23 protein-coding genes are annotated in these 21,691 nt (G+C 42.7%); all 23 read right to left on the reverse strand.

Translation table 11 applies throughout. From position 1 onward, the window contains the following. Positions 1 to 294, reverse strand: a 294-nt coding sequence (locus HNQ84_RS00005; protein ID WP_435620745.1) for a helix-turn-helix domain-containing protein, incomplete at its 3' end; no start/stop codon positions are given. A 123-nt stretch (positions 295 to 417) separates the two neighbouring features. Next, the gene (gene xerC, locus HNQ84_RS00010; protein ID WP_183241576.1) at positions 418 to 1,320 is read right to left on the reverse strand and encodes a tyrosine recombinase XerC; all 903 of its coding nucleotides are present in this window, start codon (positions 1,318 to 1,320) and stop codon (positions 418 to 420) included. 60 nt (positions 1,321 to 1,380) lie between these two features. After that, complete coding sequence (trmFO, locus tag HNQ84_RS00015) at positions 1,381 to 2,679, reverse strand: FADH(2)-oxidizing methylenetetrahydrofolate--tRNA-(uracil(54)-C(5))-methyltransferase TrmFO (protein WP_435620746.1); 1,299 nt, start codon at positions 2,677 to 2,679, stop codon at positions 1,381 to 1,383. Positions 2,680 to 2,724: 45 nt separating this feature from the next. After that, the gene (topA, locus tag HNQ84_RS00020) at positions 2,725 to 4,794 is read right to left on the reverse strand and encodes a type I DNA topoisomerase (RefSeq protein ID WP_435620747.1); all 2,070 of its coding nucleotides are present in this window, start codon (positions 4,792 to 4,794) and stop codon (positions 2,725 to 2,727) included. Between the two features lie 104 nt (positions 4,795 to 4,898). After that, entirely contained in the window at positions 4,899 to 5,786 is an 888-nt protein-coding gene (gene dprA / locus HNQ84_RS00025; protein WP_183247062.1) for a DNA-processing protein DprA, read from the reverse strand. Between the two features lie 61 nt (positions 5,787 to 5,847). Continuing rightward, entirely contained in the window at positions 5,848 to 6,750 is a 903-nt protein-coding gene (gene sucD / locus HNQ84_RS00030; RefSeq protein ID WP_183241584.1) for a succinate--CoA ligase subunit alpha, read from the reverse strand. 19 nt (positions 6,751 to 6,769) lie between these two features. Further along, positions 6,770 to 7,930, reverse strand: a complete 1,161-nt coding sequence (sucC, locus tag HNQ84_RS00035) for an ADP-forming succinate--CoA ligase subunit beta (protein ID WP_009732872.1) — start codon at positions 7,928 to 7,930, stop codon at positions 6,770 to 6,772. A gap of 115 nt (positions 7,931 to 8,045) precedes the next feature. Then, positions 8,046 to 8,315: an EscU/YscU/HrcU family type III secretion system export apparatus switch protein gene (locus HNQ84_RS00040; protein WP_435620748.1), complete on the reverse strand. Its 270-nt coding sequence runs from the start codon at positions 8,313 to 8,315 to the stop codon at positions 8,046 to 8,048. Continuing rightward, the gene (locus tag HNQ84_RS00045; RefSeq protein ID WP_435620749.1) at positions 8,312 to 9,478 is read right to left on the reverse strand and encodes a hypothetical protein; all 1,167 of its coding nucleotides are present in this window, start codon (positions 9,476 to 9,478) and stop codon (positions 8,312 to 8,314) included. Before HNQ84_RS00045 ends, HNQ84_RS00040 begins: the two co-directional genes overlap by 4 nt. A 1-nt stretch (position 9,479) precedes the next feature. Next, positions 9,480 to 10,259, reverse strand: coding sequence for a ribonuclease HII (gene rnhB / locus HNQ84_RS00050; protein WP_183247068.1), 780 nt, complete (start codon positions 10,257 to 10,259; stop codon positions 9,480 to 9,482). A 57-nt stretch (positions 10,260 to 10,316) separates the two neighbouring features. Further along, a complete protein-coding gene (gene ylqF / locus HNQ84_RS00055) occupies positions 10,317 to 11,171 on the reverse strand; it encodes a ribosome biogenesis GTPase YlqF (RefSeq protein ID WP_435620750.1) in 855 nt (284 codons plus the stop codon). Between the two features lie 14 nt (positions 11,172 to 11,185). Further along, on the reverse strand, positions 11,186 to 11,737 hold the full coding sequence (lepB, locus tag HNQ84_RS00060; protein ID WP_435620751.1) for a signal peptidase I: 552 nt from the start codon (positions 11,735 to 11,737) through the stop codon (positions 11,186 to 11,188). A gap of 72 nt (positions 11,738 to 11,809) precedes the next feature. After that, the gene (rplS, locus tag HNQ84_RS00065; RefSeq protein WP_003394943.1) at positions 11,810 to 12,154 is read right to left on the reverse strand and encodes a 50S ribosomal protein L19; all 345 of its coding nucleotides are present in this window, start codon (positions 12,152 to 12,154) and stop codon (positions 11,810 to 11,812) included. A 125-nt stretch (positions 12,155 to 12,279) separates the two neighbouring features. Beyond that, positions 12,280 to 13,017, reverse strand: coding sequence for a tRNA (guanosine(37)-N1)-methyltransferase TrmD (gene trmD / locus HNQ84_RS00070; RefSeq protein WP_435620752.1), 738 nt, complete (start codon positions 13,015 to 13,017; stop codon positions 12,280 to 12,282). Beyond that, positions 13,014 to 13,535, reverse strand: coding sequence for a ribosome maturation factor RimM (rimM, locus tag HNQ84_RS00075; RefSeq protein ID WP_280790527.1), 522 nt, complete (start codon positions 13,533 to 13,535; stop codon positions 13,014 to 13,016). Before rimM ends, trmD begins: the two co-directional genes overlap by 4 nt. After that, on the reverse strand, positions 13,535 to 13,918 hold the full coding sequence (locus tag HNQ84_RS00080; RefSeq protein ID WP_032099743.1) for a YlqD family protein: 384 nt from the start codon (positions 13,916 to 13,918) through the stop codon (positions 13,535 to 13,537). Before HNQ84_RS00080 ends, rimM begins: the two co-directional genes overlap by 1 nt. A 48-nt stretch (positions 13,919 to 13,966) precedes the next feature. Further along, positions 13,967 to 14,194 (reverse strand): KH domain-containing protein, encoded by a 228-nt coding sequence (locus HNQ84_RS00085; RefSeq protein WP_032099744.1) that lies wholly within the window; start codon positions 14,192 to 14,194, stop codon positions 13,967 to 13,969. Positions 14,195 to 14,197: 3 nt separating this feature from the next. Continuing rightward, positions 14,198 to 14,470, reverse strand: coding sequence for a 30S ribosomal protein S16 (gene rpsP, locus HNQ84_RS00090; protein WP_004891099.1), 273 nt, complete (start codon positions 14,468 to 14,470; stop codon positions 14,198 to 14,200). A gap of 95 nt (positions 14,471 to 14,565) precedes the next feature. Then, positions 14,566 to 15,906 carry a signal recognition particle protein gene (gene ffh / locus HNQ84_RS00095; protein WP_032099745.1) on the reverse strand — a complete coding sequence of 447 codons (1,341 nt, stop codon included), beginning with the start codon at positions 15,904 to 15,906 and terminating at the stop codon, positions 14,566 to 14,568. Positions 15,907 to 15,918: 12 nt separating this feature from the next. Next, positions 15,919 to 16,251 (reverse strand): putative DNA-binding protein, encoded by a 333-nt coding sequence (locus HNQ84_RS00100; RefSeq protein ID WP_032099746.1) that lies wholly within the window; start codon positions 16,249 to 16,251, stop codon positions 15,919 to 15,921. Between the two features lie 72 nt (positions 16,252 to 16,323). Beyond that, positions 16,324 to 17,322, reverse strand: coding sequence for a signal recognition particle-docking protein FtsY (gene ftsY, locus HNQ84_RS00105; RefSeq protein ID WP_183247074.1), 999 nt, complete (start codon positions 17,320 to 17,322; stop codon positions 16,324 to 16,326). A 6-nt stretch (positions 17,323 to 17,328) separates the two neighbouring features. Then, positions 17,329 to 20,889: a chromosome segregation protein SMC gene (gene smc, locus HNQ84_RS00110; RefSeq protein WP_435620753.1), complete on the reverse strand. Its 3,561-nt coding sequence runs from the start codon at positions 20,887 to 20,889 to the stop codon at positions 17,329 to 17,331. Between the two features lie 59 nt (positions 20,890 to 20,948). Further along, positions 20,949 to 21,665 (reverse strand): ribonuclease III, encoded by a 717-nt coding sequence (gene rnc / locus HNQ84_RS00115; protein ID WP_032099748.1) that lies wholly within the window; start codon positions 21,663 to 21,665, stop codon positions 20,949 to 20,951. Between the last annotated feature and the right edge of the window lie 26 nt (positions 21,666 to 21,691).

Raw genomic sequence — 21,691 nt, forward strand, 5'->3', positions numbered from 1 at the left:
AAACTTCGCCCGTCCTGCAAAAAAGTTTTTGTACGCTTGACACACATCTTTTATGGCTTGTTTTGTGATGTTGTTGGAATAATTGTTGAGCCAACGATACTCCTTTGTCTGTTTGAGCTTCGTTAGCCTTTTTCTGATTTCTCCATCACTTAAAAATTTGCCACCGTTCTTATAGTTTTCTTGTTGTTGCGCCAATGCAAAATTGTACGCCCATCTGGCAACACCTGCACACTCAAATAATTTTGTTTTTTGTCTGTTATTCGGAAGCAGCATAACCTGATATGTTTTAATCACGTTCGGTCAGCTCCTTCATCATTTTCTTGGCTTTATTTGCTCTTTTGCTTTGTCATTTTATAAATTGTATATAGAGTTTTATGGATTTTTACAAAAATATTTTAACAGTTACTAACCTCCTTTTTATGCACGCGGATGGGAATGTAAATAAACATAGCGCAAATGATCTTTCGTTACATGTGTATACACTTGCGTTGATGAAAGATGCGCATGACCTAACAATTCTTGCACGGAACGTAAATCAGCCCCTTCATTCAACAAGTGTGTCGCAAACGTATGGCGAAACACATGAGGGCTTACTTTCAAAGAAAGGGCAGCTTGTTCGACGACCTCGTTTAAAATATGGCGTACACCCCTTGGTGTCAGCGCTCCGCCACGCGCATTTAAAAAAAGTATATCAGTCGGTGTCTTCGCTTTACTTGCTAGTTGCTGACGTCCGTCTTGTATATATCGTTCAAGCGCTTCTTTTGCATACGTACCAAACGGGACATATCGCTGTTTATTTCCTTTTCCATAAATTAAAATCGTACATACAGAAAAATCAATGTGCGACAGGCGAATGTTACAACATTCACTTACCCGAATACCGGTTGCGTATAATAGTTCGATGAGCGCTTGGTTTCGTTGGCCGATCGCTGTATTTAAATCATTGACAACAAACAGCTGTTCTAATTCATCTGGATACAAAAAATGCGGAATTCTCTGTTCTTTTTTCGGCAACGATGCAAGCGCAAATGGATTTTCTAAAACGATTTTTTCGCGTAACAAAAATTTGTAAAAACTGCGCAAGCTCGACATTTTTCGGGCAATCGAACGGCTTGATTGCTTTCGTTGATGGAGTTCTGTTAAAAACAAACGGACGTCGCTATAAGATACTTGTTGCAATCCTTCAATTTGTTCGCGCTCCATAAATTCGAAAAATTCACCAATATCATGCTTATAACACGCAATTGTATATTCTGAATAATTTTTTTCTATTTGTAAATATTCAATGAACAAATTTAACGTAAAATTCACATTTTCCATTCGATCACCCCATAAGAGCTACTAAATAGTAGCACAATTTAGTAGCTCTTGCAACGAATTTCACAACTTTTTTAAAAAATTCTGAATCGTTTCTAACGCCCGTTGTGCATACCGTTCATTTTTTATCTTTTTATCTTTAATCATCTCATCAAGCGGGGCAAAAAGACCGAAGTTTGCATTCATCGGTTGAAAATGTTTTGGGTTCGCTGATGTAATATAGTGCGCCATGCTACCGATCGCTGTTTCTTGCGGAAACACCACAAGTTCTTTTCCGAGTACGTAATGTGCCGCATTAATCCCCGCCACAAGTCCTGATGCCGCTGACTCAACATATCCTTCGACACCGGTCATTTGTCCTGCAAAAAATAAATCGTCTCTTTCTTTATATTGGTATGTCGGTTTTAGTAACTTCGGCGAATTAATAAACGTATTGCGATGCATGACGCCGTAACGCACAATTTCTGCTTGTTCAAGCCCTGGAATGAGCCGGATGACTTCTTTTTGTGCGCCCCATTTCAAATGGGTCTGGAAACCGACAATGTTATATAACGTTCCAGCGGCATCATCTTGACGAAGTTGGACAACAGCAAAAGGACGCTTGCCTGTACGCGGATCTTCTAAGCCGACAGGTTTCATCGGTCCAAACAGCAACGTCTTTTTCCCACGCCGTGCCATCACTTCAATCGGCATGCACCCTTCAAAATAAATTTCTTTTTCAAACTCTTTTAAAGGAACGGTTTCAGCAGAAATGAGCGCATCGTAAAACCGCTCAAATTCCTCTTCTGTCATCGGACAGTTAATATACGCCGCTTCGCCTTTGTCATAGCGAGATTTTATATACACTTTTTCCATATCGATACTTTCTTTTTCAACAATTGGTGCTGCGGCATCGTAAAAATATAAATATTCTTCGCCTGTTAACGCTTGAAGTTGCTCGGAAAGGGGCTGCGATGTTAACGGACCTGTCGCAATAATTGTCGGACCTGTTGGGATCGTTGTCACCTCTTCGCGCACAACAGTCACATTCGGATGATTCGCTACCATTTCTGTTACTTTTGCGGCAAATTCATGACGGTCAACAGCTAAAGCGCCACCAGCTGGTACAGAACAAGAGTCCGCTGCTTTCATAATAACAGAATCTAATCGGCGCATTTCTTCTTTCAACACACCGACCGCATTCGTTAACGTATTTGCTCGCAGGGAGTTGCTACATACAAGCTCAGCAAATTTATCCGTATGATGAGCTGGCGTTTGTTTGACCGGACGCATTTCATACAATTTTACACGAATGCCACGCTTCGCGAGTTGCCATGCAGCTTCACTTCCTGCCAATCCTGCTCCAATCACTGTTACTTCCATTGATATTCCCTCCTCGATAAAATGGGTGAGGGTATGCGCCTCACCTTACTGTTGTTCGTGATATTCACATTGTGTACATTGAATGAGTACGCTTTTCTTTCCCTTTTTCTCAACAAGCATGCCACCGCACTTTGGACACGGTCGACTGATCGGTTTATCCCACGAAACGAAATCGCATGTTGGAAAACGATCGCACCCATAAAACATGCGTTTCTTTTTACTTTTTCGTTCTACAATGTTTCCTTCGTGGCAGCGTGGACATTTCACACCGATGTCTTTGACGATCGCTTTTGTATGGCGACATTGTGGGAAGTTCGAACAAGCAATAAACTTTCCGAACCGCCCCATTTTATATACCATCGGGCTTCCGCATACTTCGCAATCGATATGAGCTGATTCATCGGCTATTTCAACTTTTTCCATTTCAACTTCAGCAATTTTTAATCGTTTTTCAAACTCGCGATAAAATTCATCAATAATGCGCACCCATTCAACTTTTCCTTCTTCGATATCGTCTAAATTTTTTTCCATTTTAGCTGTAAATTCGACATCTAAAATCTCTGGGAAAAATTGCATAATTAAATCGAGCACAATTTCACCGAGTTCGGTTGGAACGAATCGCTTATTTTCAAGCGTCACGTAATTGCGCTTTTGAATCGTATCGAGCGTCGGGGCATACGTCGATGGGCGACCGATGCCGAGCTCTTCTAATGTTTTCACAAGGCGAGCTTCCGTATAACGTGGTGGGGGCTGCGTAAAATGTTGTTTTCCTTCGATATCTTTACTAAATACGCGCTCTCCTTCCACAAAATCCGGCAATAGTCGCTGTTGTTCATCTTTCGGATCGTCCGTTCCTTCGACATACACTTTCATAAAGCCCGGAAACTTGACTGTCGAACCTGTCGCACGAAAGACGACTGAGCCGTTTGAAAGCTCAACCGCTACCGTATCGAGCACAGCTGGCGCCATTTGGCTCGCGATAAAGCGCTCCCAAATGAGTTTATATAGCTGATATTGATCGCGCGTGACATACGGTTTAATCGCGCTAGGATGACGCCAAACGGACGTTGGACGAATGGCTTCGTGCGCATCTTGCGCGTTCGCTTTTTGTTTTTCTTTTCTTTTTTCTGTTGCTACATATGATGTGCCGAACGTCTGTTCAATATACTGTATCGCTTCTTGTTGAGCGCTTTCTGATATGCGCGTCGAGTCTGTACGCATATATGTAATTAAACCGACCGTTCCTTCGCTTCCAAGGTCAATTCCCTCATATAGTTGTTGGGCAACCATCATCGTTTTTTTCGTGCGGAAATTTAACTTACGCGCAGCTTCTTGTTGTAACGACGATGTAATAAACGGGGCAACGGGATTGCGCTTGCGCTCTTTTTTCGTTACCGCTGTAACAACAAATTCATTGCCTTGAATATGGCTTAATACATGTTGGACATCTTGTTCTGTTTTTAAATCGAACGTTTCACTATCAAGGCGATAAAATTGCGCTTCAAATACATCATTGCCTTTAACAAACGTTCCTTGAATCGTCCAATATTCTTCAGGCTGGAACGATTGAATTTCTTTTTCTCGATCAATAATTAAGCGAAGGGCAACAGATTGCACGCGTCCTGCACTTAATCCTTTTTTTACTTTTTTCCAAAGCAGTGGGCTAATGTTGTAGCCGACAAGACGATCGAGCACGCGTCGCGCTTGTTGAGCGTGAACTAAATGCATATTAATGGCGCGCGGCTGTTCGAATGATTGTTTAATGGCATCTTTCGTAATTTCGTTAAATACGACACGACATGGCGAGTCCGTATTTAAGTCAAGTAAATGTGCTAAATGCCATGCAATCGCTTCTCCTTCACGATCCGGGTCGGCGGCAAGAAATACTTTTTTTGCCTTTTTTGCTGCCGCCTTCAGCTCTTTAATCACGGAGCCTTTTCCACGAATCGTAATATACTTCGGTTCATAATCATTTTGTATATCAACGCCCATTTGGCTTTTCGGCAAATCGCGCACGTGACCCATCGATGCTTTTACTTTATACTTTTTTCCTAAATATCTTTCAATCGTTTTCGCCTTTGCTGGCGACTCTACAATGACTAAGTAGTCTGACATCATTTTGTCCTCCCTCAAGAGGTAATTCGTAAAGTAAAATCTTCATTATTATTAATGATGATTCGTTCATTTGTCAAACATCATTTTTCGATTTTTTCTTTCGTTCATGTAAAAAGGTGTCGAAATTCTTCCGAAATATCCTCACTTGACAGTATTAATTTCGCTCCTTGCTGAATTAATCGATTCGTCCCAAGCGCCTCTTTTGTTGTGATGTCGCCAGGAATCGCAAACACTTCTCTCCCTTGTTGGAGCGCAAAATGAGCAGTAATAAGAGAACCGCTTCGCTCTTTCGCTTGTACGACAAGCGTACCGAGCGATAAACCGCTAATGATGCGATTGCGCATCGGAAAATGCCACGTTTGTGGGCGAACAAACGGTGGGCATTCTGAAATAATTAATTGCGTTGTCGCTAATTGTCGAAATAATGATTCATTTTCAGGTGGGTACATATAATGTAGTCCACCAGCAATGACACCAATCGTCTCACCACAGTATTTCAAACATAACCGATGGGCTTCCGCATCGATGCCTTTGGCTAACCCGCTCACAACGACCCAACCGTTTTGAATCAGTGGCGGGAGTACGATGTGCATCGCTGTAATTCCTTGCCGAGTTGGTGTTCTTGTTCCAACGACGCTAATCATTTTTTTTCGCTTAAGCAATGCCACATTGCCTTTCGCATATAGTACCCACGGTGGATCATATATATGTTTTAGCCACTCCGGGTAGCTATCGTCCTTTATTGTTACAATATGAATGTTTTGTTCCTCATATGTTTTTATCATACGTTTCAACTTGTGACAATGCAAATCATGGAAAAAAGCAGTGAAATGTTTTTGAGAAATCGGCAGTAATTGTTGGAGTTGATGAGAAGGAAGTTGAAAAATGGAGGCAAGCGATGGGTCAACATAGAGCAGTCGTGCGATACTTTTCCATCCAATACCACGACAATGATGTAGATGAATGAGCCGTTCGCGAACGGTATCGTACATCCGTACCCCTCCTTTTTTATAAAAATCGTCCTAAGGCTTGTTCCTTAGGACGATTGGACGATTAATGTGTTTTACATTTTTCGTATAAGCCGCGCTCTTTTAGTACAGAAATGAGCGTTTCGCCGATCACAGACGGCGTTTCAGCCACTTTAATGCCACATGCAGTCATCGTTTGAATTTTTTCTGCGGCTGTCCCTTTGCCGCCAGAAATGATCGCACCAGCGTGTCCCATACGCTTTCCTGGAGGCGCTGTTTGTCCACCGATAAAGCCGACAACCGGTTTTGTCATGTTCGCTTTCACCCATTCTGCTGCTTCTTCTTCTGCTGTTCCACCAATTTCACCGATCATAATGACCGCATACGTGTCTTCATCTTCGTTAAACGCTTTTAATACGTCAATGAAGTTTGTTCCGTTGACTGGGTCACCGCCGATACCAACTGCTGTCGATTGACCGATGCCCGCTTGTGTTAATTGATGTACCGCTTCATACGTTAACGTACCAGAACGCGAAACGATGCCGACATGACCTTTTTTATGAATGTAACCTGGCATAATGCCGATTTTGCATTCTTCTGGAGTGATGACACCAGGGCAGTTTGGACCAATTAAGCGCGTTTTCTTGCCTTCCATGTAGCGCTTCACTTTAACCATATCTAACACAGGAATGCCTTCTGTAATACAAACAACTAAGTCGATTTCTGCATCGACAGCTTCCATAATCGCATCTGCTGCAAATGCCGGTGGAACGTAAATAACTGAGGCGTTCGCTCCCGTTTTTTCAACCGCTTCTGAAACCGTATCAAACACAGGCACACCTTCTACTTCTGTACCGCCTTTTCCAGGTGTCACCCCGCCGACGATGTTTGTGCCGTACTCGATCATTTGTTTTGTATGGAACAATCCTTGTGAACCTGTAATTCCTTGTACGATTACTTTCGTCTCTTTATTAACAAAAACGCTCACGTTTCTCCCATCCCTTCTATTAGCTTACTAGCGAAACGATTTTTTGCGCGCCGTCTGCCATCGATTCAGCCGCTGTAATGTTTAGCCCAGACTGTTCTAAAATCTTTTTCCCTAATTCGACGTTCGTTCCTTCTAAACGAACGACAAGCGGAAGATTTAAGCCGACTTGTTTTGTCGCTTCAACGATGCCGTTTGCAATGACGTCACATTTCATAATGCCCCCGAAAATGTTAACGAAAATGCCTTTTACTTTCGGGTCAGATAAAATGATTTTAAACGCTTCTGTTACTTTTTCTGTCGTCGCACCGCCACCAACGTCTAAAAAGTTTGCTGGCTCCCCACCGTAATATTTAATAATATCCATTGTTGCCATCGCTAAGCCCGCACCGTTTACCATGCAGCCGATGTTTCCGTCAAGAGAAATATAGTTTAAATCGTATTTGGACGCTTCAATTTCTTTTGGATCTTCTTCATCTAAATCGCGGTATTCTAAAATGTCTTTATGACGATATAGCGCGTTAGAATCAAAGTTGAGCTTTGCATCAAGCGCCATCACTTTTCCGTCGCCTGTCACAACGAGCGGGTTAATTTCAGCAATGGAGCAGTCTTTTTCAACGAACACTTGATATAAACCTAACATAAATTTGACCGCTTGATTGACAAGCTCTTTTGGAATGTTGATGTTAAACGCCATGCGACGCGCTTGAAACGCTTGTAAACCGACAGCTGGATCGATGTACTCTTTAAAAATTTTCTCTGGCGTTTTTGCTGCGACTTCTTCAATTTCTGTTCCGCCTTCTTCTGATCCCATTAAAACAACGCGAGACGTTGCACGATCGACAACAAGTCCGATGTAATATTCTTTTTTAATGTCGCATCCTTCTTCGATTAAAAGGCGCTTCACTTCTTTTCCTTCTGGACCTGTTTGGTGTGTGACAAGCACTTTTCCTAATAGCTCACTCGCGTATGTACGAACTTCTTCTAAACTTTTTGCGACTTTTACTCCCCCTGCTTTTCCGCGACCGCCGGCATGAATTTGTGCTTTGACGACACAAACGCTACTGCCGAGCTCTTTCGCTGCCTCGACCGCTTCTTCAACCGTAAATGCTACACGGCCGTTCGGCACGCTCACTCCGTAGCTTCTGAGGATCTCTTTTCCTTGATACTCATGAATATTCATACCCCATCCTCCTATGTATAAAAATAAAAGTACTAGCGCTTTCATTGTATAATGATACTTTGTCAGTTGTCTACCATTTAGACAGAAAATTCTTTAACAAAAGAAAAAGAAGCGATCATTCTAATCGCTCCTTCATCTTTTTTTCGACTTGATAAATAAATGCAAATACTTCAGCAACGACTTTGTACAGTTCCTCAGGAATCGTTTCATTTAACTGCAGTTGTCCGAGCATCGCAGCAAGTGTTTCATCTTCGTAAATCGGAATGTCATATTGTTTCGCCCGTTCAATGATGCGGTCGGCAACCACCCCTTCTCCTTTTGCGACAACGATCGGGGCAATATGTTGTTCGTTGTACGATAAAGCAACGGCACGCTTTCGTTTCATATGCGATAATCCACTCCTTTATACGAAAATGGTTCAACAGGTAATCGTTTGCTTCGCTTGTTCATCGGTGGTTTAACGGAAACAGCAGAAAGCGTGTATCCATGTTCAGCAAGCTTCTCCTTTAGTGACGGCTCAAGGGCAGATGCATACAATTCTACACGGGGCGTGTCGTTGATGATCGAAATATGAACGATGCGTTGTTGGATGTGAACATCTACAATCGTGTCCTTTAACATCTCAAGCGTTAAATAAAATAAAATACGACAGTAGTCTGGATCAATTTTTCCATTTTCTCGTTGTTTTCCACGCCATTGAATGGTCACATCAGTTGCATGCGTCCCGATGAGTAACGGAAATTGAGTAAATATATGTTGGAGAGAATGGTCATTTGTTGATAAAAACTGATATGCTTTCATCCGATCAAGTAATGAGGTGATCTCCGCTTTTAACTCACCTGTCGCTTCTTCTGCTGCTGTTTGCAATAAAACGAGCCACTCATCTTGTTGTTTCATCGTCTCTTCAAGCAGTTGTTGAATATGTTCAGGCGAAAAAGAAGAAAGCGTCGGCATATGGCGCAAATAAGAAGAAAGTTTTGCTAACGTTCCTTTTGGATGAGCGCGATCAATGAGCACCGCAAGCATAAGCCGTTGTTCATATAGCGGCTTATCATGCTGTAAAGTGACGAACGCACGAAACACATCATCACGAAGCGGCAAATTGTGCATAAATAGCCATTTGACTGCTTGAGCTTCCTTTTCGCCACCTGTTTGTAACCATTGTCGAATAAGGGCCATGTCATGCTTTTTAAACGAAAATGATTCATCCATCATCCAGCGAACGAGCGCCTTCGTTTGTTCATTCATCGGTAAACGAAAGTGACGGATGATGCTCTCTTCATCTTTCAGCTTTTCTGTATGTTGCAATATTTTTAGCTCAAGCGGAAATGTCTTTTGTACATGAAACGTATATGTGCCGCCTTCTTTGACAGGCGACTGCAGTTCAGCTGTAAGTGTATGACTTCCAACCCGAACGAGCGCTGTTCGGTCTTCGTTTATTTTTTCGATTTTTCCATAGATGATGTCGCCAACTTGAAACGTCGGTACTTTTGGTACACGTATCGTTTGTGCATCATCAAATAATGTGCGTAGCCATTGAACGTTCATTTCATTCTCCTCGCTTTAATCGCTCGCGAATCGGGGCGAACGAACGACGATGCTCTTCAATGACCCCATATCGTTCAATCGCTTGCAAATGCGCTTTCGTGCCATATCCCATATGTTGCTCAAATCCATATTGCGGATATGTTTCACCTAGTTGCTTCATCATGCGATCGCGCGTCACTTTTGCTATAATGGAGCTTGCTGCAATGGATATACTATGTGCATCCCCTTTCACAATGGATGTTTGCGGAATCGATAGCGGGAGGCTCATTGCATCAATAAGCAAATGTTCTGGAACGATGGAAAGCGATTGAACGGCTGCCACCATCGCTTTTTTCGTTGCCTCGTAAATGTTTAACTCGTCAATTTCGCGTGCGCTGACAACACCAATGCCGATGGCAAGAGCCGTTTGTTGAATGATAGAAAACAATTGTTCACGTTTTGTTTCCGATAGTTTTTTTGAATCGTCTACATAAGGAATATATACATCTTTTGGCAAAATAACGGCTGCAGCAACGACCGGACCAGCTAGCGGCCCTCGTCCTACTTCATCTACGCCAGCGATGTAGCGCACTCCTTTTTCATATAGCGCCTGCTCATATTGCAACATATGCAGACAACGTTCTCGTTCGCGTTTTTCTTCTTCTTTTTGCTTATACCATTGTTGAATGAGACGTTGAACGCCTTTTCGTTCATCGTGCAATAGTTGTTGAAACCATTCATCTGTTTCATCGTGAATCGTTTGTAGCCTTTTTTTTATTTCTTGTATATTCACCGTCATCACTCCTTACACCTTATATCGACAAATAAACAAAAAAATAAAGGCTCGCTTATGCGAACCTTACGGGCGGTCAAAACTAAGTCGGCCTAATTTTTCTGTACGAATATCGCGCAACACAAGCTCAGCTACTTTATCGTAATCGACGACGCCACCGGCAGCTAAACAGCCACGCTTTTTTCCGATTTCGTCAAATAGTTGAACGATGTCCTCTGGAATATGCGAAAGCACATATCGTTCTTTTAAACGATCGGGATAATAAATAGCTAAAAAACGTAACGCATATACAGCGACGTCTTGCAAATTTAAAATCGTATCTTTAATCGCTCCCGTCGTCGCAAGCTTTAATCCGACTTCTTCATCTTCAAATTTCGGCCATAAAATCCCTGGTGTATCGAGTAGCTCAAGCTCCTTGCCGACTTTAATCCATTGTTGCGCTTTCGTCACTCCCGGGGTATCGCCTGTTTTGGCGATATGTTTTCCTGCGAGTCGGTTAATAAGCGTTGATTTTCCGACGTTTGGAATGCCGACAATTAACGCACGCATCGCCCGAGGACGTTTAATTCCCTTTGCCATCATTTTTTCAAATTTTGGGCGTAACCGTTCTTTTGCTGCTGCTACAATTTGTTTGACGCCTGTTCCGCTTTGTGAGTCGATCGGAAGCGCTTCAATTTGTTGCGCAGCGAAAAAGTCAATCCATTGTTTTGTGACGTCTGGATCAGCCATATCCGCTTTATTTAACAGCATGATGCGTGGCTTGTTCGCCACAATTTCATCAATTAACGGATTGCGCGATGAAAGCGGAATGCGCGCATCAACAAGTTCGAATACGATATCAATGAGCTTTAGTTTTTCTGTTACTTCCCGCTTCGCTTTCGCCATATGGCCGGGAAACCATTGAATCGTCATCGTTGCCACCTACTTTTATTATGTTATTCAACAATGCGAGCATCAGAAAGAGGCCAATAGACGACCGACGTTTTGCCTACGACTTTTTCCATCGGAATAAATCCGATATGGCGACTATCTTTACTATACCGACGATTATCTCCGAGCACGAATAAATGACCTTCTGGAACCGTCTTTCGTCCCCATAGTTCTTCGAGTGTAAACGACTCTGTTAACGGGCCATCAAACAGTTGTTTTTTCTCCTCGTCTAAGTAAGGTTCTTTGTAAGGCTTTCCGTTGACGTATAACGTGTCGTTTTTATATTCGATCTGGTCGCCTGGCAACCCAATGACGCGCTTAATATAATCTTTTCCTTCTTCTGCGTGGAACACAATAATATCAAATCGTTCTGGTTCGCCAATTTTGTATGCCATTTTATTGACGATCATCCGGTCTTGGTTATGTAACGTCGGCATCATCGACTCCCCTTCAACGATAATCGGGGCAAAAATAAAATAGCGAATGCCTCCTGCTAACGCGACGGCAATCAAAATTGCTTTCAACCATTCAAACCATTCATTTTTTTGTTTTGCCATCCTTCTCCCACCTATATGATGAATGTTGAAAAAGGAGCTTGATGATCAAGCTCCTCGCAATCATTTCGTTTGTTAGATGATTTCTTTGATGCGTGCTGCTTTACCGCGGAGTTGACGCAAGTAGTACAATTTCGCGCGACGAACTTTACCGCGACGAACAACTTCTAATTTAGCAATCTTCGGCGTGTGTAATGGGAATGTACGCTCAACACCTACACCGTAAGATACTTTACGAACTGTAAATGTTTCGCTAATTCCACCACCACGACGCTTGATAACCACGCCCTCAAATACTTGGATACGTTCACGGTTTCCTTCAACAACTTTCACGTGAACGCGCACTGTGTCACCAGGGCGGAATTCAGGAAGATCGTTACGTAGTTGTTCTTTTGTAATTTCTTGAATTAAATGATGCATCATCTTCATCTCCTTCCAACAGATGCTCATGCCTATGTTTATCGTTCATAGCAGCGGAACATCGTTTTACGTGCGACGTAAGTCACAACGTTTATACTAGCATAAAGATGTATCGGATGCAAGAGTTACCGCTCATTTTTTTCCCATTGTTCAATCCATTTTTTTTGTTGTTCCGTTAGTTCATACGTCTCCAGCAAGTCTGGTCGACGCAGCCATGTGCGGCGCAACGATTCTTTTTGACGCCACTCTTCAATTAAACGGTGATTACCCGAAAGAAGAACATCTGGTACTTTCATGCCACGAAAATCGGCAGGGCGTGTATAATGTGGATGCTCAAGCAAGCCAGAGCTATACGAATCGTGTACGGGCGAATGTTCATTGCCGAGCACGCCTGGAAGCAGACGAACAACGCTGTCGATGACGACCATCGCTGCGAGTTCTCCGCCTGTTAAGACATAATCTCCAATGGAAATTTCGTCTGTGACAAGATGCTCACGAATGCGCTCGTCGTAGCCTTCATAATGTCCGCAAATAAAAATGATATGCTGTTCTTTAGCAAGTTCCTCTGCTTTTTTTTGCGTGTAACGTTCACCTTGTGGACAGAGTAAAATAATGCGCGGACGATGGTCGCTTTGTTTCGTTAAATGATCGACAGCATCGAAAATCGGTTGCGGTTTTAATACCATGCCTGCGCCCCCGCCGTAAGGGTAGTCATCCACCGTTTGATGTTTATTATCGGCAAATTCACGAAAGTTAACGAGTTGAAACGTGACTGCTCCTTTTTCTTGTGCGCGCTTTAAAATTGACTCGTTGAAAACACCAGTAAACATTGTTGGAAATAAGGTGAGCACATCCATTTTCATTCGTCAAGCAGTCCTTCCATCACATGAATCGTAATCGTTTTGTTTTCTACATCGACTTGTTTGACGACATCTGCAATGTATGGGATTAACACATCCCCACCTTTTTTTCGTTTGACGACCCATACGTCATTAGCGCCCGGTGTTAGGATTTCTTTTACTTCGCCAATCGTTTCACCATCTTCGGTCACGACTGTACAACCGATAATTTCGTGAAAATAATATTCTCCTTCGTTAAGCGGTTGTAATTGGGTTTCTGGTACTTTAATGATTGCCCCTTTAAACTGTTCGACTAAGTTAATGTTGTCGTATCCTTCAAACGTTAATAAATCAAACGTCTTATGAACCCGATGGCTCGCCACTTTGACTTCAATTGGCGGCTTGTTTTCCATAAAAATATATAGCACATTTCCGACTTTATACCGCTCTTCTGCAAAATCTGTGCGTGAAATAACGCGCACTTCACCGCGAATGCCATGCGTATTGACAATTTTTCCGACATGAAACCATTTCACAACGATCACTCCTCGCGTATATCAACAACGATTCCATCTTCAATAACAATCGTTTTTTGAGGCGTCCAACGCTCACCAATGTGAATGTCGATGATCGCCTCTACCTCTCGTTCTTTTATTTCGCTTCCTATCGGTAATATGCGCAATTGTTCGAGCAGGAAATCAAGTTCCGCTATTTTTCGACGGCGAACTTGCATTTCTCGTTCAAACTTTTCTTTAATTTGTTTCGGTGGAAACGATGTTTGCTTTTCCATTCGTTTCTGTTCAAAGATGAGCTGCTCACATTGTTGTTCAAGTTGCTGTTTTTGTTTTGTAAATTGTTGTATAAGTTGTTGCTTGCTTTTTTCTGTCAGTCGTTGCTTCACTTCAACCGTTTGAATGATTTTCATGGCGCACCGCCTTTCTGAACGAAAAAAGGGGAGGTGTCTCCCTCTCCCTTACTCTTCGATGCGTACGTCTATTCGCTTCTTCGACTCATTTGCTGCTTGAACAACGGTGCGAATGGCTTGAATCATTCGCCCGTTTTTTCCGATCACTTTTCCAACGTCTTCTTGATGAAGCGCGATCGCATATGTGATCGATTGTTGTTGTTCCGTTTCGCGAATGACGACGCATTCTGGATGATCGACAAGTGACCGAACAATTGTCTCAAGCAACGTCTTCATATATTACTTTCCGTACTTTAAGTTGTGGAATTTTTCTAAAATTCCTTGTTTTGAAAGCAAGTTGCGCACCGTGTCAGATGGTTTTGCACCGTTTTGCAACCATTTTAATGCAAGTTCTTCGTTAATTTTAATTTCTGCAGGCTCTGTTAAAGGATTGTATGTGCCGATTGTTTCGATGAAACGACCGTCACGTGGAGAACGAGAGTCTGCAACAACGATACGATAGAATGGTGATTTTTTTGCACCCATACGTTTTAAACGAATTTTTACTGCCATGATGATAGCACCTCCGAAAATATTTCACACAAGATAGTATATTAGCAATAAACGTTTTGTTTGTAAAGTGTTTTTTCTTAACACCGTTATTTTGTTTACATGAACGGGAAGCGGAATCCTTTCTTTTTCCCTTTTGGCATTGTTGTCATCATTTTCATCATTTTTTTCATTTCGTCAAACTGTTTTAACAACCGATTGACGTCTTGAACTGTCGTTCCGCTTCCTTTGGCAATTCGCTTTTTGCGACTTGAGTTAATGATGTCTGGATTCATTTTTTCTTCTTTTGTCATCGAACGAATGATCGCTTCAACGCGGCTAATTTGTTTTTCGTCAATTTGTAAGTTATTTAAGCCTTTTACTTTGTTTGCACCCGGAAGCATTTTTAAAATTTCATCGAGTGGGCCGAGTTTACGCACTTGCCCAAGCTGTTCTAAAAAGTCGTCAAGTGTAAATGATGCGGTGCGCATTTTTTGCTCGAGCTCTTTTGCTTTTTCTTCATCGACGGCCGCTTGCGCTTTCTCGATGAGCGTCAACACATCACCCATCCCTAAAATACGCGATGCCATCCGCTCCGGATGAAACGGCTCAAGCGCATCGAGTTTTTCGCCCATACCGACAAATTTAATTGGCGTGTTCGTGACTGCTTTAATCGATAATGCTGCCCCGCCGCGCGTATCGCCGTCGAGCTTCGTCAAAATGACGCCCGTTAGTCCAAGCTGTTCGTTAAAGCTTTGCGCGACGTTGACCGCATCTTGTCCTGTCATCGCATCGACAACGAGGAAAATTTCATCGGGTTTCGTCACTTCTTTAATTTGTTTTAATTCGTCCATGAGCGCTTCGTCAATGTGCAATCGCCCCGCGGTATCGATCAATACGTAATCATGATGTTCTTCTTTTGCTTTTGCGATCGCTTGCTTAGCAATTTCAACCGGGCTCACTTGATCGCCAAGCGAAAACACAGGGATGTTCAGCTGCTTTCCTAACGTCTCAAGCTGTTTGATCGCCGCTGGACGATAAATGTCAGCTGCGACAAGCAACGGTTTACGGTTATGTTTTTTACGTAATAAATTTGCTAATTTCCCCGTCGTTGTCGTTTTCCCTGCCCCTTGCAAACCGACCATCATAACGACTGTTGGTGGACGGCTCGCTACGGCAATTTTGCTGTTCTCTCCCCCCATCAGCTCCGTCAATTCTTCTTTCACGACTTTAATGACTTGCTGTCCTGGGGTTAAGCTTTTCATTACCTCTTGTCCGATAGCTCGCTCGCTTACCTTTTTCACAAAGTCCTTGACGACTTTGAAATTGACATCCGCTTCTAATAGCGCTAGCCGCACTTCGCGCATCATTTCTTTTACATCGGCTTCCGTGACTTTGCCTTTGCCACGAATTTTATTCATGACATGTTGCAGACGGTCGGCCAATCCTTCAAATGCCATCGTTACCGCCCCCTACTCTAATTTCTCCAACTCCTCAACGATCCTCATCAATTCTTCATCGTTCGGATAGCGTTCGGCTATATGCGCTTTTAATCGATGTAATAGCTTGTGCCGTTGCTGAAACTTTTGAAAGAGCAATAGCTTTTGCTCATAATCTTCTAGCATCGCTTCCGTTCGTTTAATGTTATCATATACAGCTTGACGACTCACTTCGTACTCTTCGGCAATTTCACCGAGGGAGTAATCGTCTAAGTAATAAAGGGACATATAGTTCCGTTGCTTCGGCGTCAACAACGATTGATAAAAATCGTATAAATAGTTCATTCTCGTTGTTTTTTCTAGCATGAAACTCCCCCCCTGTTAAGTGAAACGCCTTTACATGACTTTAGTGTATATGTTTTAGCCGATGCTGTCAAGTCATTCTCCTTGCGTCTCTTCTCGTTCCATAAACGTTGAAAATAATCCGTACACGAATTGTTCAGCGTTAAACGGCTCTAAGTCGTCCATTTTTTCTCCTAAACCAACAAACTTCACAGGAATGTTTAACTCATGGCGGATCGCTAACACAATGCCACCTTTTGCCGTTCCATCTAATTTCGTGAGCACAATGCCGGTAACGTTCGTTGCTTCTTTAAACGTTTTCGCCTGGCTCATCGCATTTTGTCCTGTCGTTGCATCTAACACAAGCAACACTTCATGCGGTGCGCCCGGCACTTCCCGTTCAATGACGCGCTTCACTTTTTCTAGCTCTTTCATTAAATTCACTTTATTTTGTAAGCGCCCAGCAGTGTCGCACAATAAAATGTCAACGTTTCGTGATTTTGCTGCTTGAATGGCATCGTACATGACCGCAGCAGGATCTGAGCCTGCCGATTGTTTAATCACTTCGACGCCAACGCGCTCGCCCCATACTTCAAGCTGTTCAATCGCACCGGCACGGAACGTATCGCCTGCAGCAAGCATCACCTTTTTTCCTTCGTTTTTTAATTTGTATGCCAACTTTCCAATTGTCGTTGTTTTTCCGACACCGTTGACACCGACGAATAAAATGACCGTTAAACCGTTTGGCTGAATGTTTAGTTCTGTCGTTTCGTCCCCGCTTGCTTGATATATGTCAATGAGTTTTTCGGAAATGACACTATACATTTCTTTTGGATCTTGAATGTTGCGGCGTTTTACTTCCATTTTCAACTCATCAATAAAATCCATCACCGTTGCAACACCGACGTCTGAAGCAATTAAAATTTCTTCTAGCTCTTCAAAAAACTCTTCGTCCACTTTTCGATAACGAGCGATTAAATCATTTACTTTTCCAGCGAATGAGTCGCGCGTTTTTTCTAAGCCGCGCTTAAACTTTTCCGTTACCGTATCCGCTTGTTTTGCAATTTTTTCTTTTAGTTTTTTAAAAAAGCTCATCGTTTTTCATCCTTTCTTTCCAGCTGCTTCTTCGAGTCGAACGGAAACAAGTTTCGATACACCTGATTGTTGCATCGTTACCCCATATAGTACATCCGCTTCTTCCATCGTTCCTTTTCGATGCGTAATAACGATAAATTGCGTTTCGTTGCTAAATTTTTTCAAATATTTCGCATATCGTTGTACGTTTGCTTCATCGAGTGCGGCTTCTACTTCATCGAGCACACAAAACGGAACAGGTCGAACGTTTAAAATAGCAAATAAAAGAGCAATCGCCGTCAACGCTCGCTCACCGCCTGATAATAAGCTTAAATGTTGCAATTTTTTTCCTGGCGGTTGGGCGACAATATCAACACCGGTATGAAGCAAGTCGCTCGGATCCGTCAGTTGCAAATCCGCCTTGCCTCCTCCAAACAATTCGACGAACACACGAGCAAATTGAGCGCGAATTTGTTCAAACGTCGTCGCAAATCTTCGTTTCATTTCATCGTCCATTTCGTCAATGACTTGATACAATGTATCTTTCGCTCGCTGTAAATCTTCTTTTTGTTCCGTTAAAAAGCGATGACGCTCTGACACTCGTTCATATTCCTCAATCGCTCCAAGGTTGACCGTTCCAAGCTCGTCGATGGCGAGTTGAATGAGTTTTACTTTTTTCCGCGCTTCTTGCGCTGGAATTGTTAGTGGAAACGCTTCTTTTGCAGCTTCAAATGACAATTTATATTCTTCGCGAAGTTTGTTTAGCAGGTGATCAAGCTCCATATCAAAGCGAGCGAGCTTCACTTCTTCGTCTTTTAACGTATCGGTTAGTTGTTTATGTTGACGTTTCAATTCTTTTATTTCTTTTTCGAACTGTTCAAGCTTCGTTTGATAGTCTAGTCGCTGTTCACGTCGACTTGCGATGAGCTGAATCGTTTCTTCTTTTTGCTTCATTTTTTCTTCGCATATTCGTTCGAGTTGTTGCTCATCTTCCGTTTGTTCATTCATATGATAGAGAAGTTGGTTGCGCTCATGCTCCATTTGTGCACGAGTTCGCTTTGTTTCTTCCCATTCTTCGATGAGTCGGCGCACGTGTTGCTCTTCGTTTCTCACATGTTCTTGCTTTTCGGCGAGCGCCACTTTCAAAGCGGTAAGCTGTTCTTGCATTTGTTCTTTTGATTGTTGCTCGAGTTGTTTTTTCTCTGTCCATTGCTTTACTTGTTCGTCAATGTCGGCAATTTTTTGCTCGAGCGTCTCAAGCAATTGCACAACATGATGAAGGCGAGCAGTAAGCTCTTGCTTTTCTTCTTCAAGCGTTTGTCGTTCATAACGATATACAGCGAGTCGCTCGTCCATATGCTTTTTGTGAAGATCGAGTTCCATCCATGCGCTTTTTTCTTCTTGTAGCGCCATGCGGCTCGCTTCTAGTTCGGTATAAAGCGCTGTTCGTTTTTGCTCAGCCTTTGCAATCGCTTCTTTTTCACGTTGCACGAGCTGTTCAAGCTCTAGCGTTTTTCGCTCAGCATCGCGCCAGTTTGCTATCACTTCTTCTAGCTCACGGGCACGACTTAATAACGAACTTGTCTGTTTATTTACCGTTCCCCCCGTCATCGCTCCACCAGGATTCACAACGTCTCCTTCAAGCGTGACGAGACGGTAACGATATTGCAATTGGCGTGCAAGCTCATTTGCCCCTTTTAAATCGCGTGTAATAATGACCGTTCCAAGAATGTTTGTCATAATTTGTTCGTACGTTGCGTCATACGAAATTAAATCGGAAGCGACACCCACGTAAGCTGGATGTTTGGCAATGTCCGCACGCACCGATGAAGGAAGCGCTTTTCGTTGAATGACGTTGAGCGGCAAAAATGTCGCCCGCCCATATTTATTTTGCTTTAAAAATTGAATGGCTGCGCGAGCGCTTTGTTCATTTTCCACAACAATATGTTGCGCAGCTCCTCCAAGCGCTACTTCGATCGCTGTCTCTAGCTCTGAAGGCACCGTCATCAGCTCAACGACTGCTCCATGAATGCCTAAGAGGCGATCTTTCGCTTTTAACACTTCTTTTACGCCTTGGAAAAATCCGGCGTACTCTTGTTGCATCGCTTCAAGCATTTCTTTTTTTGATTTTATTTTTTGTACATATTGATATGCTTCGTATAACGTTACTTCTTTTTTGCGATATTGTTCTTTTCGCACCGTTAATTGGTGTTCTTCTGCTTGAAGCGTTTGTTCTTGTTTATTGATGCGCTCTTGCAGTTTTTGAATGAGTTGTTGTTTTTGCTCCCATTGTTCGACGATGTGCTCGTATGCTTGAATATGTTCATCGTTTGCAGCAATGAGTTGCCGTTGTTTTTCTTCGTTTTTTTGTAGCTGTGTCTCGATATGCATCCGTTCATTTTTTAACGTCGCTTGCTCATGAACGAGATCAATATATTCGCTTTTTAATCGCTCAATTTCCGCCTCCGCTTTTGGACCGTAAGCGGAAAGGACGTTATTTTGTTCTTTTAATTGTGTTTGAAGCATCCGCACATCTGTTTGAAGCTGTTGAAGCAACTTCTTTTTTTCGGCAATCGTCGCTTCAAGTACACGTTCGCGCTCAGCAAGTTGCGCGATCGTCCGTTCGATTTGTTGTTGTTGCTTATGAGCATTGTTTTTTCGCTCTTTTAATAATTGTTTTTTTCCTTCCATTTTTTCGAGTTCTTCGCTCACAAGCAATAACACTTGTTGTAAGCCATCAATCGATTCATCAAGCGCTGTCAGTTCATGCCGCAACTGAGCGATATGCGCTTCTTCTTTTTGTATTGTCGTCGCTAGTTCCATCTCGTTTTGTTCATGTAAAGCGAGTTGCGCTTTGAGCGCTTCCCATTTTTCATGTAGCTGTTCAATTTCATAGACGATTAATCCGACTTCATACGTCTGTAATTGTTCTTTTTTCTCGATATATTCTTTTGCAATCGATGCTTGTTGTTTCAACGGTTCAAGCTGTTGATTTAATTCGTGTAAAATATCTTGCACCCGCTGCAAATGATCTTCTGTTTCGCTCAGCTTGTGTTCAGCCTTTTTTTTCCTCATTTTATATTTTAACACACCCGCTGCATCTTCAAAAATCATGCGCCGATCTTCTGCTTTACTACTTAAAATTTCTTCTACTTTTCCTTGGCTAATGATTGAGAAAGCTTCGCGTCCGACACCCGAATCCATAAACAAATCGACAATGTCTTTTAAGCGGCAAGGTTGCTTGTTAATAAAAAATTCGCTATCGCCTGAACGATAGACGCGTCTTGTGACGCTTACTTCTTCGTATTCGAGCGGCAAAAATTGATCGCTATTGTCGAGCGTTAGCGTCACTTCAGCGACATTTAAAGGTTTTCGCGATTCACTTCCTGAGAAGATGACGTCTTCCATTTTTGCTCCGCGAAGCGACTTCGCCGATTGTTCCCCGAGCACCCAACGAATCGCATCTGTAATGTTGCTTTTCCCGCTTCCGTTCGGACCGACGATTGCCGTCATACCCGGAACAAAGTCGATAGAAATGCGATCCGCAAAAGATTTAAATCCGATAGCTTCTAAACGTTTGAGGAACACATATATCCCCCTTTATCTAAAAGATGTGACAGTAAACAAGGCTGTCCTTTCGCACTGGATCAGCCTTGTTGTAATTGTTTTAGCTTAGCTAATGCCATCTGTGCGGCGCGTTGCTCTGCCTCTTTTTTCGAGCGTCCAACTCCAATGCCGAGCTCTTCGCCATTTAACGATACGCGCGATACGAATTCTTTATTATGGGCAGGACCTTTTTCTTGTAAAATTTTATATTCTAAAACTCCGCTACCATCACGTTGCACAAGTTCTTGTAGTTGACTTTTGTAATCCATCACATGAGAAAAAGCACCTTGGCGAATTTTCGGGAACATCGTTTTCTCTAAAAATTGTACGACTGCTTCAATCCCTTGATCTAAATAAAGCGCCCCGATAAACGCTTCAAACACGTCCGCTAACAACGACGGACGCATGCGCCCTCCTGTTAGCTCTTCTCCTTTTCCGAGCAAGACGAGATCGCCAAACGATAGCGCATGAGCGAACGTAACGAGCGACGGTTCGCAAACAATCGCTGCGCGCAGTTTCGTTAGTTCCCCTTCGCTCATTTGTGGAAACTGTTCAAATAAATATTGAGAAACGGTCAATTCAAGAACCGCGTCCCCTAAAAATTCAAGGCGCTCATTATCTTCATGTAGCCGCTTCCGATGCTCATTCACATATGATGAATGGGTAAATGCTTGAATAAGCAATTTTTCATTGCGAAAAAAAATGCCGATTTGCTCTTGAAACTGTTTAAATTTCACGTACGGTCGTTGCTTCGACATGCATATGAACCCCCAACTATAAACGT

The sequence above is a fragment of the Anoxybacillus eryuanensis genome (assembly GCF_051200995.1).
Classification (GTDB): Bacteria; Bacillota; Bacilli; order Bacillales; family Anoxybacillaceae; genus Anoxybacillus; species Anoxybacillus tengchongensis.